The organism is Pantoea sp. 18059 (assembly GCF_902706165.1).
In the GTDB taxonomy this organism is placed as follows: domain Bacteria; phylum Pseudomonadota; class Gammaproteobacteria; order Enterobacterales; family Enterobacteriaceae; genus Pantoea; species Pantoea agglomerans.
The window spans coordinates 120,571-137,390 of record NZ_CACSJS010000006.1 but is presented as its reverse complement, the minus strand read 5'-3'; the positions used below and the strand labels follow the sequence as shown (position 1 = coordinate 137,390).

The window sequence follows — 16,820 nt, the reverse complement described above, 5'->3', positions numbered from 1 at the left end:
GTTAGTCGCTCTGCCTTTTCCGCTATTCAGTCTGTCACCCGGCTGTCATCTTTCTGTTATTAATCCTTCATTTCCCCGTGTCATGTTACTTCGCGAAACAGAAATCCGTGATTTCACGCGTATTTACCTGCACAGGAAAATTCTATGTCCGTCGTTACCTTTCGTCGTAGCCTGATGAGCGTGCTGCTCGGTCTGACGCTCAGCAGCCATGCCATGGCCGCCACTGAGATCCCTTTCTGGCACTCTATGGAAGGCGAGCTAGGCAAAGAAGTGGATTCGCTGGCACAGCGTTTTAACCAGACGCATCCCGATTACAAAATTGTTCCGACCTACAAAGGTAACTACGAGCAGAGCCTGGCAGCAGGGATTGCGGCAGTGCGCAGTGGCAAAGCCCCTGCGGTGCTGCAGGTTTATGAAGTCGGTACGGCGACCATGATGGCCTCGCAGGCGATTGTGCCGGTGCATCAGGTCTTCAAAGACGCCGGTATCCCCTTTGATGAAAAGCAGTTCGTGCCAACGGTGGCGGGCTACTACAGCGACAGCAAAGGTCAGCTGATCTCTCAGCCGTTCAATAGTTCGACGCCAGTGCTCTACTACAACAAAGATGCCTTTAAAAAAGCGGGTCTGAACCCGGATCAACCACCGAAAACCTGGCAGGAGCTGGCGATGGATGCCGCTGCCCTGCGCAAATCGGGCATGAGCTGTGGCTACGCCAGCGGCTGGCAGGGCTGGATCCAGATTGAAAACTTTAGCGCCTGGCACGCTCTGCCGGTAGCGACCAAAAACAACGGGTTTGACGGACTCGACGCCGTGCTGGAGTTCAACAAGCCGGTACTGGTTCGTCATATCGAGCTGCTGGAAGCGATGAACAAGAAAGGGGACTTCACCTACTTTGGCCGCAAAGATGAGTCCACCGCCAAGTTCTACAACGGCGACTGCGGCATCACCACCGCCTCATCCGGTTCGCTGGCTGATATCCGTCATTACGCCAAATTCAACTTCGGCGTTGGCATGATGCCGTATGACGAGACCGTGCCGAATGCGCCGCAGAACGCCCTGATCGGCGGTGCCAGCCTGTGGGTGATGAAAGGCAAAGATGCGACAACCTACAAAGGCGTGGCTGAGTTTATGCAGTTCCTCGCTAAACCAGAAATCGCAGCGGAATGGCACCAGAAAACGGGTTATCTGCCGATTACCACCGCCGCCTACGAGCTGACTAAGCAGCAGGGCTTCTACGATAAGAATCCGGGTGCGGATATCGCCACCCGTCAGATGATGAACAAGCCGCCACTGCCGTTCACCAAAGGCATGCGTCTGGGCAATATGCCGCAGATTCGTACCGTGATCGACGAAGAGCTGGAAAGCGTCTGGACCGGCAAGCAGTCGCCGCAGAACGCGATGGATAACGCAGTGAAACGCGGTAATGAGTTGCTGCGCCGCTTCCAGCAGCAGGTGAAGTAATCTCTCCTTGCGGGCCAGCTCAGGCTGGCCCCTCTCTCTGACGCCAGGTATGCCATGTCTTCATCTCGTCCGGTCTTTCGCACCAGTCTTTTGCCCTATCTTCTGGTGCTGCCGCAACTGCTGATTACCGCCATCTTCTTTCTCTGGCCTGCCGGTGAAGCGCTGTGGTACTCGCTGCAAAGCCTCGATCCCTTTGGCATCTCCAGCAGCTTTGTCGGGCTGGAAAATTTCAGACGCCTGTTTGCCGATCCTTACTATCTGGATTCGTTCTGGACCACCATAAAATTCAGCGGCATGGTCACGGTGTTCGGCATGGTCTTCTCGCTGCTGCTGGCGGCGCTGGTGGATTATGTGGTGCGGCTGCGCCGTCTCTATCAGACGCTGTTGCTGCTGCCCTACGCCGTTGCGCCTGTCGTGGCCGCGGTACTGTGGATGTTCCTGTTTAATCCGGGCCTGGGCCTGTTCAGCTATCTGCTGAACCACATCGGCTACAACTGGAACTACGCGCAAAACAGCGGTCAGGCGATGTTCCTGATTGTGCTGGCATCAATCTGGCAGCAGATGAGCTACAACTTCCTGTTCTTCTTCGCTGCGCTGCAATCGATCCCCAAATCGCTGGTGGAAGCCGCCGCCATTGACGGTGCCGGACCGGTGCGTCGCTTCTTCAACCTCTCGCTGCCGCTGATTACGCCGGTCAGCTTCTTCCTGCTGGTGGTGAATCTGATCTACGCCTTCTTCGATACCTTCCCGGTGATCGATGCCGCCACCGGCGGCGGGCCGGTGCAGGCGACCACCACGCTGATCTACAAAATCTATCGCGAAGGCTTTACCGGTCTGGATCTCTCCTCGTCCGCTGCGCAGTCGGTGGTGCTGATGCTGCTGGTCATCGGGCTGACGGTGCTTCAGTTCCGCTTTGTTGAACGTAAGGTGCAATACCAATGATTGAGAATCGACGCGGGCTGGATCTCTTCAGCCACATCGTGCTGGTGCTGGGCGTGCTCACCATCCTGTTTCCGCTCTATGTCGCCTTTGTGGCGGCGACGCTGGATAACGAAGCGGTCTATCAGGTGCCGATGACGCTGGTGCCCGGCACGCACCTGTGGGAGAACATCTCGCGCATCTGGACGCATGGCGTCAACGGCAACGGGCCGGCGTTTGGCCTGATGCTGCTCAACAGCATGATCATGGCGCTGGGCATCACCTTCGGCAAAATCACGGTGTCGATGCTGTCGGCGTTTGCGCTGGTCTGGTTTCGTTTTCCGCTGCGCACGCTCTTTTTCTGGCTGATCTTCATCACCCTGATGCTGCCGGTTGAGGTGCGTATCTTCCCGACAGTACAGGTGATTGCCGATCTCAACCTGCTCGACAGCTACAGCGGATTAACCCTGCCGCTGATGGCCTCGGCAACCGCCACCTTCCTGTTCCGCCAGTTCTTTATGTCGCTGCCGGATGAGCTGGTGGAGGCGGCGCGTATCGACGGTGCCAGCGCGATGCGCTTCTTTATCGACATTGTTCTGCCGCTGTCGAAAACCAATCTGGCGGCGCTGTTTGTGATCACCTTTATCTACGGCTGGAACCAGTACCTCTGGCCGCTGCTGATCATCAATGACGCCAGCCTCGGCACGGCGGTGGCGGGGATTAAAAGCATGATCTCCTCCAGCGGATCGCCGACCCAGTGGAATGAAGTGATGGCGGCAATGTTATTAACCCTGATCCCACCGCTGGTGGTGGTGTTAGTCATGCAGCGTGCCTTTGTGCGCGGTCTGGTTGAGAGTGAGAAATAAGATGGCAGGCGTAACCCTTCAGGCAGTAACCAAATCCTACGATGGCAAAAATCAGATCATCCAGCCGCTGAATGTCACCATCAATGACGGCGAATTTATGGTGATGGTCGGTCCATCCGGCTGCGGTAAATCGACCCTGCTGCGCATGGTGGCCGGACTGGAGCGCGTCAGCTCCGGCGATATCTATATCGACGGCCGGCGCGTTACTCAGGAAGAGCCAAAAGATCGCGGGATTGCAATGGTGTTCCAGAACTACGCGCTCTATCCCCATATGTCGGTGGAGGAGAACATGGCCTATGGGCTGAAAATCCGTGGCATGGGCAAAGAGCAGGTCCGCCAGCGGGTGCTCGACGCGGCGCGCAGTCTGGAACTGGATCACCTGCTGATGCGTCGGCCTCGCGAACTCTCCGGCGGACAGCGGCAGCGCGTGGCGATGGGCCGCGCGATCGTGCGTGAACCGGCAGTTTTTCTGTTTGATGAGCCGCTCTCCAACCTTGATGCCCGTCTGCGGGTGCAGATGCGGCTGGAACTGCAGCAGCTGCATCGCCGCTTACAGACCACCAGCCTCTATGTCACCCACGATCAGGTGGAGGCGATGACGCTGGCGCAGCGGGTGATGGTGATGAACAAAGGGGTGGTCGAGCAGCTCGGCACGCCGGTCGAGGTGTATGAGCGTCCCGCCAGCCAGTTTGTTGCCTCGTTTATTGGCGCGCCCGCCATGAATCTGCTGAAAGGGCAGTTCAGCAGCGATGGATCACGCTTCGATCTCGACGCCTCGCACGCTCTGCCGCTCAGCGACAGTAAAGCGAAATGGGCTAACCGGCCGGTGGTGCTGGGTATCCGGCCAGAGCACATCCGGCTCAGTAGCCGCGAGCAGGGCGGCGTGCCGCTGCGGGTCGATACGCTGGAGATGCTGGGGGCTGATAATCTGGCACATGGCCGCATCGGTGACACGCCACTGGTGGTACGCTTAGCCCACAGTGAACGTCCGCAGCCAGGCAGTACGCTGTGGCTGCATCTGCCGTCAGATGCGTTACACTTCTTCGATTCAACCCATGGAAAGCGTCTGGAATGAGCACACAACACTGGCCCTATCCCCACATCGTCGCCCATCGCGGCGGCGGTAAACTGGCACCGGAAAATACGCTGGCGGCGATCGACACTGGCGCGAAATATGGTCATCAGATGATTGAATTTGATGCCAAATTATCGGCCGATGCGCAGATCTTCCTGCTGCATGACGACACGCTCGATCGCACCAGCAACGGCTGGGGCGTGGCGGGTCAGCTGCCGTGGGAGAAGCTGTCGCAGCTTGATGCGGGCAGCTGGTTTGGCAACGCGTTTACCGGTGAAAAGCTGGCGCGGCTGGATCAGGTGGCGGCACGCTGCCGTCAGCATCAGATGATGGCGAACATCGAAATCAAACCGACCACCGGCAGCGATGCTGAAACCGGACGCGCCGTGGCACAGGCTGCCGCGATACTGTGGCAGGATCAGGTCGCACCGTTGCTCTCTTCGTTCTCTTTTGAGGCGCTGGAAGCCGCGATGAAGGCAGAGCCGCAGTTGCCGCGTGGCCTGCTGTCGCACAGCTGGGATCCGCAGTGGCAGGAGAAAACTGCTGCGCTGGCGTGCGTCTCAATTCATCTTAATCATAAGGTGCTGACCGCTGAGCGGGTCGCCGAACTGAAAGCCGCAGGCCTGAAGATTCTGGTTTATACCGTGAACAGCCCGGATCGGGCGCGGGAATTGCTGAAATGGGGCGTCGATGCCATCTGTACTGATGCCATCGACATCATCGGCCCCGATTTTCATTAGTTCTGGTTTAGATTCTGGTTCTGATTCTGCTGGCCCGGCTGCGTGGTAATCACCCGCTGCTGGGCGCTGTTCCGCTGCTCCTGCATTTTACGCTGCGTGTCCTGCGTCTGACGCTGCTGATCCTGGCGCAGCTTCAGCTGTTGCTGCTGCTGCTGGGTCTGCATCTGCGACTGCATCCGCTGCTGGCTGGGGTTATAGCCAGGTTTATTCGGATCGTTAGTGCTGTTCAGCGTGTTCGCCTGACTGGCGAAAGGCAGCAGAGCGGCCAGAATAATCATCCACTTTTTCATCACTCCTCCTTCCTTAAAGCGACAGGGTTTTGGGTGCACAACGGCGTACACCGATATCAGGGTCGTAGCCATAAGTTTACCCGATATCACAGACCTTACTTTCCGATCTATTCCTGATTTGACTTAACCCCGGTTATTTTGCTGTATTTGTAGGCACTTGCAGAAATGATAAAAAAATGTAAATAACAATATGGGATGGTGGCAGGATGAAAATGCAGCAAACAGTGCGGCAGCTTAGCTGGTCGCTGGTGATGAGTTTCACCGTAGTGGCAGGCGCTAACGCCGCGCCAACGCAGGCACCGCCGGTCTCCTACGGTGTGGACAGTGACACTTTTCACCCGGTAAAAGCGCAGCACGGCATGGTTGCGTCAGTGGATGCGATGGCAACACAGGTTGGCGTCGAGATCCTGCGTCAGGGCGGCAATGCGGTGGATGCCGCGGTGGCGGTAGGCTTTGCGCTGGCCGTGACCCATCCGCAGGCGGGCAATCTCGGCGGCGGTGGTTTTATGCTGCTGCGCACTGCCTCTGGCCGCGCCACGGCTATCGATTTCCGTGAAATGGCCCCGGGACACGCGTCGCGTGACATGTTCCTGGATAAGCAGGGCAACGCCGACAGCAAGTTGTCGCTGACATCACATCTTGCCTCCGGCACGCCGGGCACCGTGGCCGGACTGGCGCTGGCTGCGCAGAAATATGGCACTCTGCCGCTGAGCACGCTGCTGGCACCGGCGATCAAACTGGCGCGTGACGGTATTCCGGTCAACGATGCGCTGGCGGATGACCTGAAGACCTACGGCAAAGAAGTGCTGATCACCCATCCCAACAGCAAAGCGATCTTCTACAAACCGGACGGTACGCCGTGGCAGAAGGGCGATCGGCTGGTGCAGAAGAACCTCGCTCACAGCCTGCAACTGATTGCCCGTCAGGGGCCGGATGCCTTTTACAAAGGTGAAATCGCGGATGAGATCGCCGGAGAGATGGCGCAACATGGCGGCCTGATCAACAAAGCTGACCTGGCGGCCTATCGTGCGGTCGAGCGTAAGCCAATTAGCGGGACATACCGTGGCTATGAAGTCTTCTCAATGCCGCCGCCGTCATCCGGTGGCATCCACATCGTGCAGATTCTGAATATCCTGGAGAACTTCGATCTGGCGAAGATGGGCTTTGGCAGTGCTGATGCCATGCAGGTGATGGCAGAAGCGGAGAAATATGCCTACGCGGACCGTTCGGAATATCTCGGCGATCCCGATTTCGTGAAGGTGCCGTGGCAGGCGCTGACCAGTAAAGCCTATGCCAAGACCCTGGCGCAGCAGATCGATGTGGCGAAAGCGCGACCTTCCAGCGAGATCAAACCGGGCAAGCTCGAACCTTATGAAAGCAATCAGACTACCCATTTCTCGGTGGTGGATAAGCAGGGGAATGCGGTCGCGGTGACTTATACGCTTAACACCTATTTCGGCAGCGGAATTGTGGCGGGCAACAGCGGCATCCTGATGAATAACGAGATGGATGACTTCTCAGCCAAGCCCGGCACGCCCAATGTCTATGGACTGGTCGGCGGGGAAGCGAATGCGGTGCAACCGGCGAAACGTCCGTTGTCATCGATGTCGCCGACCATCGTCGCCAAAGAGGGCAAAACATGGCTGGTGACCGGCAGTCCTGGCGGCAGCCGCATTATCACCACGGTGTTGCAGATGGTGGTTAACAGCATCGATTTCGGGATGAACGTGGCGGAAGCCACTAATGCGCCGCGTTTCCATCATCAGTGGCTGCCGGATCAGCTGCGGGTGGAGAAGGGCTTCAGCCCCGATACGCTGCGTCTGCTGGAAACCAAAGGTCAGCATGTGAAGGTACTTCCGTCGATGGGCAGTACGCAGAGCATCATGATTGGGCCGGATGGCATGCTCTATGGCGCTTCCGATCCGCGCAGCATTGATGATTTGAGTGCGGGTTATTGAGATTTTACTGTGTTGTTTGCGCAGGCACGGTTTAACAGTGAACCGTGTCAGACAGAGTCAGCAATCAGAAAGGGCCCCGGAAGGGTAATGCCAGTCAGTTAAGCGACAGGTGATAACGCAGTCTGGTGCCGGGCAGGGGCTGGCGGTCCTCGCGCCGCTGCGCGGTTCCTTCACGTCATTCCTCTGCCTGACGGACCGCCGGGGATGGCACATCCTGTGCCGCCCCGCCTTTCGCCCGCGTCCTGCGGGCTCTCCTGGCAGACTCATTCTGTTCAGCGCTGCGGATTGCCTGCCCCTGCCCGGCACCGGCCTGCTCTGAAGCTTCAGTGTGTATTGTTAAAAAGGGCACGAGAGTGGAGGCCTGAGCGCCTCTGCTGCTGAAAGGGCTATCCGCAGCGCTGAGGCGTGACGGCGGGCCAGAAGTCCACGCCGGGAAGCGTGGACAGTTCGGGGCCGGCCAGGGAGGGCCGATCCCCGAACGGTTCGTCGGCACGACGTCAAAGCCAAAGGTACCGCGTGAGCGGCGCGAGGACGGCCCGGCAGCAGCAGAGGTGCTCAGGCCCGCCCTGCGGCAGGCCCGCCCGGAAAAAAAGCCGCCACGTTTGACCGTGACAGCCTTTACAAATCTAATCTTAACTGATCAGCATTACCCCGGAAGGGGCCTTTTTTGCATTCAGGGGATCAGAGTTAAAATACGCTGTGACGCGATTTAAAACCCGCCACAGCATTAAAACCCTTTAAACATCAAGGTATTCACCGCGTTAATCAGGGTAAAAAATGTGAAAATGACTTTACAGACGCGAATGATAATGATTATTATTGTCATGCATTCTCGGGAGGTCGCCCGACAGCCTGAGAAAGCACGACATTGCTCACATTGCTTCCAGTATTATTTAGCCAGCTTATCCGCTGGCTTTTTTTTTGCCTGCCCTTCTTCAGTGCTTTTCAGCCACTGCTCAATGCTCATTCAACTATTTTGAACAGAGGCGTGAAGTTTTTCAGCTATCAATCAGACCGCCTCAGGGACAGACTATAAAAAACATTGAGGAGATTTGAACATGATTTATGTACGCAAAGCTGAAGAACGCGGTCACGCAAACCATGGCTGGCTGGATAGCTGGCACACTTTCTCTTTCGCCAGCTATCACGATGCGAACTTTATGGGTTTCTCCGCGCTGCGGGTCATCAACGAAGATGTGATTGATGGCGGTCAGGGATTTGGTACCCATCCTCACAAAGATATGGAAATCCTGACCTACGTGCTCTCCGGTACGGTTGAGCATCAGGACAGCATGGGCAACAAAGAGCAGATCCCGGCAGGGGAGTTCCAGATTATGAGCGCCGGCACCGGCGTACGTCACTCTGAGTACAACGCCAGCGAAAGCGAGCCGCTGCACCTTTATCAGATCTGGATCATTCCTGAGCGTACCGGTATCGAGCCGCGCTACGATCAGCGCCGCTTCCCGGATGTGCAGGGGCGTCAGCTGGTGTTAAGCCCGGATGCCCGTGAAGGATCGCTGAAAGTCTTTCAGGACATGACCTTATCGCGCTGGGTAATGGCTGCCGGCGAACAGGACAATGTCGCGATTGATGCGGGACGTCGTATCTGGATTCAGGTGGTGAAAGGTGATGTTACCGTTAACGGCAACGCGATCACCACCAGCGACGCCCTGGCGATCTGGGACGAAAGCGCGCTGACCATTGAAGCCAGCTCGGCTGCAGAAGTCCTGCTGTTTGATCTGCCACCGGTCTAAGCAGATAACGGGCGCGCATCGTCGCGCCCGGTTGGCAATTTTGTGACAGAAAAGTGATAGACTCATCGTACTTTAGCTTTAAGGGCGATCCCAGGCGCTACGATGAAGAAGAAAAGACCGGTATTACAGGACGTTGCCGATCGCGTCGGCATTACTAAAATGACCGTCAGCCGTTACCTGCGTAATCCAGAGCAGGTCTCCGTTGCCCTGCGGGATAAGATTGCGGTGGCACTGGATGAGCTGGGTTATATCCCCAATCGCGCCCCCGATATGCTTTCTAACGCCACCAGCCGCGCCATTGGCGTACTGCTGCCGTCACTCACAAACCAGGTTTTTGCTGACGTATTGCGCGGCATCGAAGCCGTCACCGACGAAGCCAACTATCAGACGCTGGTCGCCCACTTTGGTTACAACCCGCAAAAAGAGGAGCTGCAACTGCGCTCGCTGCTGGGCTGGAACATTGATGGGGTTATCCTCACCGAACGCACCCATACACCAGGCACGCTGCGCATGCTGGAAGTGGCCGGTATCCCGGTGATTGAGGTGATGGACAGCGTCACGCCCTGCCTGGATATGGCGGTAGGCTTTGATAACGTTGAAGCGGCCCGGCAGATGACGCAGGCAATCCTCAGCAAAGGTCATCGTCATACCGTCTACCTTGGCGCACGCCTGGATGAACGTACGCTGCAGAAGCAGCGCGGTTACGAAATCGCGATGCGCGAAGCGGGGCTGACGCCACGCAGTGTGATGATGGAAGATGCCTCTTCATTCAGCGCCGGTTGTGATCTGCTGCGTGAGGCGCAACGTCTCTATCCTGAAACAGATAGCCTGTTCTGTACCAATGACGACCTGGCGGTCGGCACGATGTTTGAGTGCCAGCGTCAGGGATTGCAGGTGCCCTCTCAGATGGCGATAGCCGGTTTCCACGGCCATGACATCAGTCAGGTTGTCACGCCACAACTGGCGACAGTGCTGACGCCACGCGACCGCATGGGACGCGAAGCCGCGGCGCTGCTGCTGGCGCGCATTGCCGGAGAAACCAGCACCTGCCAGCCGCTGGATGTCGGTTTTGAGATCAGTGAAGGTGGCAGCATCTGATTGTGGCGTTTTTATGAGTCAGCTCACACTTTCATGCATTTCCTGGTAAAAAGGTTGCCAGGCTGTTAAGCGGCCAGGAGAATGAGAAACGACATTGTTATCGGTAACATTGGCAAATTCTCACCTGCCGGAGCAGAAAAATGACAACGCAATCCCCGTCGCATCACGTTTTTATCCTGATGGGCGTTTCAGGCAGCGGAAAGTCTGCCGTCGCCAATCAGGTCTCTCACCAGCTGAATACAGCCTTTCTTGACGGTGATTTTCTCCACCCACGCGCCAACATCCTGAAGATGGCCGATGGTCATCCGCTGGATGACAACGATCGCCAGCCGTGGTTACAGGCACTGAACGACGCCGCGTTTGCTATGCAGCGCACCCAGGCGATTTCCATCATTGTCTGTTCAGCCCTGAAGAAAAGTTATCGCGACATCCTGCGTCAGGGAAATGACAATCTGCGTTTCGTCTACCTGAAGGGCGACTTCGACACCATCGAAGCTCGCCTGAAAGCGCGTAAAGGCCACTTCTTCAAGCCGCAGATGCTGGTGACGCAGTTTGCGACGCTGGAAGAGCCAGGGCGGGACGAGCCGGATGTACTGGTGGTGGATATCGCGCATTCACTGGACGATGTGGTGGCAGCTACGGTTGCGACTATCCAGGACGCTATCAGCCAGGGTTAGAGATGAATACCGCAACACTCGTTTTAACCGCAGCAGGCTCCGTGCTGCTGCTGCTTTTCCTGGTGATGAAGGCCCGTATGCACGCCTTCGTCGCATTGATGTTAGTGTCCATCGGTGCCGGGCTGTTCTCCGGCATGCCACTGAATCAAATCGCTGAAACCATGCAGAAGGGGATGGGCGGCACGCTCGGCTTCCTCGCGATTGTGGTCGCGCTGGGCGCGATGTTCGGCAAAATCCTGCATGAAACCGGCGCAGTTGATCAGATCGCCATCCGGATGCTGAAAACCTTTGGTCAGAGCCGCGCCCATTACGCGATGGGCATTGCCGGTCTGATCTGCGCGCTGCCGCTCTTTTTTGAGGTGGCAGTCGTGCTGTTGATTAGCATCGCTTTTGCGGTGGCACGGCGTACCGGCGGCAATCTGGTGAAGCTGGTGATCCCGCTGTTTGCCGGTGTGGCCGCAGCGGCGGCGTTCCTGCTGCCCGGACCGGCGCCGATGCTGCTGGCTTCGCAGATGCACGCAGATTTTGGCTGGATGATCCTGCTGGGTCTCTGTGCGGCGATCCCGGGCATGCTGATTGCCGGGCCCCTGTTTGGCAACTTCATTGGCAACCACGTCTCGTTCAGCGCGCCGCCGGAAGATCATCAACCGGATGTCGATGAGAGCAAGCTGCCGTCGTTTGGCTTCAGCCTCTCACTGATTCTGTTTCCGCTGGTGCTGGTTGGCCTGAAAACCATCGGCGCACGCTTCACGACCGAAGGCACCACCCTGTATGAGTGGCTGGAATTTATCGGCCATCCCTTCACCGCAATCCTGCTGGCGCTGCTGGTGGCGATTTATGGCCTGGCTTACCGTCAGGGTATGGATAAAGAGCGGGTAATGCAGGTGTGTGGCAGCGCGCTGCAACCGGCCGGGATTATCCTGCTGGTGATTGGCGCGGGCGGCGTGTTTAAGCAGGTGCTGGTGGACTCCGGCGTGGGTCCGGTGCTGGGCAATGCGCTGACCGGCGCAGGACTGCCGATTGCGCTGGCCTGCTTTATCCTGTCGGGTGCGGTGCGGGTGATTCAGGGATCGGCGACGGTCGCCTGTCTGACCACGGTGGGCTTAATCATGCCGGTGATTGAACCGCTGCACTACAGCGGCGCTCAGCTGGCGGCGCTGTCGATCTGCATCGGCGGTGGCTCAATCATTATCAGCCATGTGAACGATGCTGGGTTCTGGCTGTTTGGTCGCTTCACCGGGGCCAGCGAAGCGGAAACGCTGAAGACCTGGACACTGATGGAAACCATTCTCGGTACCGTTGGTGCGGTGGTCGGAATGATCGCCTTCACACTACTCTCTTAATCATGTCGGCTCTGCGCTTCCCTGGCTTCATGGGAAGCGCAGACACTCTCCTACAGCTTCAGATAAGCCCGAATGCCGTCCAGGAACATCTGAGTTGCCAGCATAATCAGTATTAATCCCATCAGCCGCTCCAGCGCATTCACGCCTTTATCGCCCAGCAGCCGCAGGAACAGACCTGACATCAGCAGAATACCCACCGTCACGCCCCAGGCGATCAGCAGCGCGCCGACCAGGTGCGACATCTGATGCGGATATTGATGCGACAGCAGCATCAGCGTCGCCAGCAGCGATGGCCCGGCTACCAGTGGGATCGCCAGTGGCACCAGGAAGGGCTCTTCACCCGCCGGTAAACCAGAACTGCTGCTTTCCGCCGACGGGAAAATCATCTTAATGGCGATAAGAAACAGGATGATCCCGCCGGAAATCGACACCGTTTCAGTACGTAGATTCAAAAATGCCAGGATGCGTTCACCGGTAAACAGGAACAGCAGCATGATGATCAGAGCAATCAACATTTCACGGATCAGCACCACTCGCCGCCGTTTCGGCTCCAGATGCTTTAAAACCGACATAAAAATCGGCAGATTGCCCAGCGGATCCATAATTAACAACAATAATATTGTCGCTGAAATCATTTCAGTCATCGGTTTTACGCCATGTTGTTCACGAAAAAGCGGAATTATTAGTTACGCTGCTGAAAAAGTTAGCGTAATCGAATTAATTCACTTGCTACCCGGCCTGCATTTTGTAGAGTGAAGGGACACAGGTAAATCTTATTATTACGCAGAGCGGCGTGAAAATAGCACGCCGCTCTCTCCTCTGAAATGAAAAGCAGGTGTAACTGCCTTAGACGGACACGACATGAAGAATGTAGGTTTTGTTGGTTGGCGCGGTATGGTCGGCTCCGTGCTGATGTCCCGCATGAGTGAAGAGCGTGATTTTGATGCAATCAATCCGGTCTTCTTCTCGACGTCGCAGCATGGTCAGGCGGCACCCGCATTTGCGGGCAAACAGCAGGGCACACTGCAGGATGCGTTTGATATTGAGGCGCTGCGGGCGCTGGATATCATTATTACCTGCCAGGGCGGCGACTACACCAGTGACGTCTATCCAAAGCTGCGCGCCAGCGGCTGGCAGGGATACTGGATTGATGCGGCCTCCACGCTGCGCATGAAAGATGATGCCATCATCATCCTCGATCCGGTCAACCATGCGGTGATTCGCCAGGGTATCGACAGTGGGATCAAAACCTTTGTCGGCGGTAACTGTACCGTCAGCCTGATGCTGATGTCGCTGGGCGGCCTGTTTGCTCAGGACCTGGTGGAGTGGGCTTCGGTTGCCACCTATCAGGCGGCCTCTGGCGGCGGCGCGCGCCACATGCGTGAACTGCTGACCCAGATGGGCATGCTGCACGATCACGTTGCGCCTGCGCTGCAGAACCCGGCCTCCGCCATCCTCGACATCGAGCGTAGCGTGACCGACTTCACCCGTTCCGGTACCCTGCCGACCGATAACTTCGGCGTGCCGCTGGCGGGCAGCCTGATTCCGTGGATCGACAAACAGCTGGAAAACGGTCAGAGCCGCGAAGAGTGGAAAGGCCAGGCTGAGACCAACAAGATCCTCGCCACCCGTAATGTCATCCCCGTTGATGGATTGTGCGTGCGCGTCGGGGCACTGCGCTGCCACAGCCAGGCCTTTACGCTGAAGCTGAAACGCGACCTGCCGCTGGCTGAAATTGAGCAGCTGCTGGCCTCTCACAATGAGTGGGTCAAAGTGGTGCCGAATGACCGCGAACTGACGATGCGTGAACTGACGCCTGCCGCTGTCACCGGTACGCTGACCACGCCGGTTGGCCGGTTGCGTAAACTGAATATGGGGCCGGAATATCTCTCCGCCTTCACGGTGGGCGACCAGCTGTTATGGGGCGCAGCCGAACCGCTACGTCGCATGCTGCGGTTGTTAACCAGCTAAACAGAAAACATCGCCAAAGGCCGGATTTATGATCAATGCCGATCAGATTAGGCAAAGATGATCGATTAACTGTCTGATAGCTATATGAAAGCCCGTAATCATTGTTGATGGTTACGGGCTTTTTGTTGTTAGTCCAGTCTATGGATAATTTTGACTTCAGCCAAAAAATTCTTTGCGTTTTATGGTGTGTTTTTTGAGCTTGATGGATGGCTTTGGGCAGAGACTTGCATCACAGCAATATGCACATTCTGTCGCTGCTCAATGGAGTACATAGTGTCTTAGAAATTGTGTTCGTCAGACTGAATCTGCAAACACTTTTCATTAAGGTCCTAACCGCCCAAAAATCATCATTTATCAGGCATGCGCAATGCAGGCTTTTTTAGACGCTAATGCATTTTAAATGACGGGATGGGAATGATGGTACGGTGGTCAATAAGGATGTAATACGGTGGTAAAAAAGAAAAAGCCCCGAGGGGCTTTTTCTATTCAGTATCACTTTTCTTTGAAGTGATGATTGTTTTTGCTTGGCGGAAATGGATCATCTTTTTTCACATGGCGATCATATGCAGTTCCTGCGTATGAATTGTCAGTATCGTGATACTGGCCATAAGTTCCAGTCTTAGGGCATGGTTGCCCTGACCAATGTTTTGCCATTGTTAATTTCCTTATTCACATAGACATCTTAATTGATGTCTTTTTTTTAATACGACTAACTTGTCTGGTTTTCAATCATGTTTTGCTAACTTTTACCGCTTCATTTTCGAAATGTGACAATGTTCAAAATTGAATGACTTATTCATTCTTTAGTATGTTAACCCTCTGTGCTTGCAGAGTTAATGACGTAAAAAAATAGTTGCGCCATTACATTCGGAAATGTTTAGAATGAAAGTAATGTATGCGAATCTCGTTCTGGAAGAAAATACCTGTACGATGATGCTGGTACGCCATTTTAGAGTTGTAGTAGTCAGTATAAATTCAGGCTATTATATTTTTATTCGTTTATTTACACATTCATGCCCTTCAGTGAAGCATTTCTATCCGATGTTCTATGCTCGTATATTCCAGTCATCGGTATACTGGACATTTCCATCAACATAACGCCATGTGATTTTGTCATACATCATGGATATTGATTCCATATGGTTGATTTGCGCATTACCGGACATTTTAGCGTTTGGCATGCCAGGATTCACGCCAGTGATCTTTACCCCCTCAATAGTCATGACAAAGTAACACTCTTCCTGCCCGGCATGATTGATTTTATACCAGCGGATTTCCGCACTTTGCAGCGTCTGGCCCGTAGCAACCGCCTTATAAAGATATGGACTGGAGCTATCAAACTCCTTTTCAATCATCATCGGTGAGTGTGAACGCTTGCCGGTTATCTTGCCGTTAGCACTATCTACAGGAATGTTCAGTCCATGACTGAAACCAATAATCTCAATGCTGCCATCACGATCCCATACATCAACAGAACCTTTAATATGAGCACCGCCATCATCTTTGAGCCACATGTAAGCAGGAATTGGCATCCTATTATCACCTTACTTTTCTGATCAACTTCATTGTTATGAAAAAAATTGCCGCAGTGATAACTATATTAGTGAGGAAACTCATATAGAAATACGTATCATCTATTGCCTCTGCGCCAATTTCACCGGAGCCATATAAAATATGGCCTAGCTTTAAAGCGAAATCATAATTAATCCAGTTATAAGGCTCACCCATAGCCCGACCAACGATAAGTAAAAGAAGAAGGAAGAAGGCTAATTTTCCTAATCTACGGGCAAGTGTCGCCATAAGTGATTACCTCAATGGTGCCATAGGCTTTTAAGTCTGTGCCAGGAACCGAGATTTTAGATGTTCTTAATAGAGCATTTCTCAGCATGTTGAAGTCTGATTGCCAGGCCAGCGTAATACAGCCCTCTGAAACCTGACCGGGATGAAGCCTGAAGCCTCCTCGCGTTACTCCTCGAAAAAAGGTGCTATCGTCGATCATCCCATCCACGCGGAAAAGGGCAAACCATTCTGAATGATCAACATGATATTTGAATGCACTTTTTATTTCGTCAATTGCCCATGCTCTGACGCTATTGACCCAACTACCAGAAGGTCTGTCGACTATGTAGTAGTGTCCGGCAGGTAATGGCCCTTTGTTTATTATCATCCCGCAGCCACCCTTATTACGGTAAATATCATTACCAGAAAACGCTAAAAAAGTGCCTAAGCCCGGAAAAATCAGAGGAGAGTAATCAGCATTGTTTATGACAAACTTTCCTTGTAAAGACATAGCAGTCCTTTACTTCTAAAATTTTTGAATTTACATGCTAATTCAAAGTAAAAAACAGATGTACGGCTATTTTGGGCAAAATTTAGGATCGTGAAGCAGATTCAATTCTCAACTTTTTTATGACTCAATCCATTTCATGTCAGAAACATACTGCTAACCATCGCTTTACAACACATTATCAGGTAGCTTTTCTCAATCGTCCTCTGCACCCAGCGATCCTGAACTCTGAGATTTGGCGGTGGCAGAGGCTCTGTTTCATTCCGGTGAAAAATGCAGCTTCATCAGTCGGGGCGCTCCAGGCAACATAAATGACCATAATCATCAGTTTATCCGGCCTTTTTTGTTTTTGTCGTACACGAAACAATCTACCGTTTCGCTT

Annotated in this window: 17 protein-coding genes; 11 read left to right on the top strand and 6 right to left on the bottom strand. The window is 54.6% G+C overall.

What is annotated here, in order from left to right; all coding sequences use genetic code 11:
- Positions 1–144: 144 nt before the first annotated feature.
- The 5 genes from ugpB to ugpQ are packed head-to-tail and all read left to right on the top strand — an operon-like array spanning position 145 to position 5,060.
- Positions 145–1,461 carry a sn-glycerol-3-phosphate ABC transporter substrate-binding protein UgpB gene (gene ugpB / locus GVJ63_RS16375; protein ID WP_045139548.1) on the top strand — a complete coding sequence of 439 codons (1,317 nt, stop codon included), beginning with the start codon at positions 145–147 and terminating at the stop codon, positions 1,459–1,461.
- A 54-nt stretch (positions 1,462–1,515) separates the two neighbouring features.
- On the top strand, positions 1,516–2,403 hold the full coding sequence (ugpA, locus tag GVJ63_RS16370; RefSeq protein WP_010253295.1) for a sn-glycerol-3-phosphate ABC transporter permease UgpA: 888 nt from the start codon (positions 1,516–1,518) through the stop codon (positions 2,401–2,403).
- Positions 2,400–3,245, top strand: a complete 846-nt coding sequence (gene ugpE / locus GVJ63_RS16365) for a sn-glycerol-3-phosphate ABC transporter permease UgpE (protein WP_010671530.1) — start codon at positions 2,400–2,402, stop codon at positions 3,243–3,245. The genes ugpA and ugpE overlap by 4 nt, the downstream gene beginning before the upstream one ends.
- Position 3,246: 1 nt before the next feature.
- On the top strand, positions 3,247–4,320 hold the full coding sequence (locus GVJ63_RS16360; RefSeq protein WP_159227123.1) for a sn-glycerol-3-phosphate import ATP-binding protein UgpC: 1,074 nt from the start codon (positions 3,247–3,249) through the stop codon (positions 4,318–4,320).
- Positions 4,317–5,060: a glycerophosphodiester phosphodiesterase gene (gene ugpQ / locus GVJ63_RS16355; protein WP_033780969.1), complete on the top strand. Its 744-nt coding sequence runs from the start codon at positions 4,317–4,319 to the stop codon at positions 5,058–5,060. The genes GVJ63_RS16360 and ugpQ overlap by 4 nt, the downstream gene beginning before the upstream one ends.
- Here ugpQ and GVJ63_RS16350 read toward each other — a convergent pair.
- Positions 5,057–5,350: a DUF2756 domain-containing protein gene (locus GVJ63_RS16350; protein ID WP_010253283.1), complete on the bottom strand. Its 294-nt coding sequence runs from the start codon at positions 5,348–5,350 to the stop codon at positions 5,057–5,059. The genes ugpQ and GVJ63_RS16350 overlap by 4 nt on opposite strands.
- A 206-nt stretch (positions 5,351–5,556) precedes the next feature.
- Between GVJ63_RS16350 and ggt the strand changes: the two genes are divergently transcribed.
- The 5 genes from ggt (at position 5,557) to gntU (ending at position 12,180) form a co-directional block, all read left to right on the top strand.
- The gene (gene ggt / locus GVJ63_RS16345; RefSeq protein ID WP_061704360.1) at positions 5,557–7,308 is read left to right on the top strand and encodes a gamma-glutamyltransferase; all 1,752 of its coding nucleotides are present in this window, start codon (positions 5,557–5,559) and stop codon (positions 7,306–7,308) included.
- 1,058 nt (positions 7,309–8,366) lie between these two features.
- Positions 8,367–9,062, top strand: a complete 696-nt coding sequence (locus GVJ63_RS16340; RefSeq protein ID WP_010671535.1) for a pirin family protein — start codon at positions 8,367–8,369, stop codon at positions 9,060–9,062.
- A 102-nt stretch (positions 9,063–9,164) separates the two neighbouring features.
- The gene (gene gntR, locus GVJ63_RS16335; RefSeq protein ID WP_159227122.1) at positions 9,165–10,160 is read left to right on the top strand and encodes a gluconate operon transcriptional repressor GntR; all 996 of its coding nucleotides are present in this window, start codon (positions 9,165–9,167) and stop codon (positions 10,158–10,160) included.
- 140 nt (positions 10,161–10,300) lie between these two features.
- Complete coding sequence (gene gntK / locus GVJ63_RS16330) at positions 10,301–10,837, top strand: gluconokinase (RefSeq protein ID WP_022624019.1); 537 nt, start codon at positions 10,301–10,303, stop codon at positions 10,835–10,837.
- 2 nt (positions 10,838–10,839) lie between these two features.
- Positions 10,840–12,180, top strand: a complete 1,341-nt coding sequence (gene gntU / locus GVJ63_RS16325) for a gluconate transporter (protein ID WP_010253270.1) — start codon at positions 10,840–10,842, stop codon at positions 12,178–12,180.
- 50 nt (positions 12,181–12,230) lie between these two features.
- Here gntU and GVJ63_RS16320 read toward each other — a convergent pair whose 3' ends face one another.
- The gene (locus GVJ63_RS16320) at positions 12,231–12,824 is read right to left on the bottom strand and encodes a YhgN family NAAT transporter (protein WP_003853054.1); all 594 of its coding nucleotides are present in this window, start codon (positions 12,822–12,824) and stop codon (positions 12,231–12,233) included.
- 217 nt (positions 12,825–13,041) lie between these two features.
- On the opposite strand from GVJ63_RS16320, the gene asd reads away from it, so the two are divergent.
- Positions 13,042–14,151 (top strand): aspartate-semialdehyde dehydrogenase, encoded by a 1,110-nt coding sequence (gene asd, locus GVJ63_RS16315; RefSeq protein ID WP_010671542.1) that lies wholly within the window; start codon positions 13,042–13,044, stop codon positions 14,149–14,151.
- 492 nt (positions 14,152–14,643) lie between these two features.
- On the opposite strand, the gene GVJ63_RS22255 is transcribed toward asd, so the two are convergent.
- The 4 genes from GVJ63_RS22255 to GVJ63_RS16300 all read right to left on the bottom strand — a co-directional run bounded on the left by GVJ63_RS22255 (position 14,644) and on the right by GVJ63_RS16300 (position 16,441).
- Entirely contained in the window at positions 14,644–14,805 is a 162-nt protein-coding gene (locus GVJ63_RS22255) for a hypothetical protein (protein ID WP_164501699.1), read from the bottom strand.
- Positions 14,806–15,197: 392 nt separating this feature from the next.
- Positions 15,198–15,683, bottom strand: coding sequence for a type VI secretion system tube protein TssD (locus GVJ63_RS16310; RefSeq protein WP_089414992.1), 486 nt, complete (start codon positions 15,681–15,683; stop codon positions 15,198–15,200).
- 7 nt (positions 15,684–15,690) lie between these two features.
- Positions 15,691–15,951 carry a hypothetical protein gene (locus GVJ63_RS16305; RefSeq protein ID WP_010253258.1) on the bottom strand — a complete coding sequence of 87 codons (261 nt, stop codon included), beginning with the start codon at positions 15,949–15,951 and terminating at the stop codon, positions 15,691–15,693.
- The gene (locus GVJ63_RS16300; protein ID WP_010253255.1) at positions 15,932–16,441 is read right to left on the bottom strand and encodes a DUF2778 domain-containing protein; all 510 of its coding nucleotides are present in this window, start codon (positions 16,439–16,441) and stop codon (positions 15,932–15,934) included. The genes GVJ63_RS16305 and GVJ63_RS16300 overlap by 20 nt, the downstream gene beginning before the upstream one ends.
- Positions 16,442–16,820: the final 379 nt, after the last annotated feature.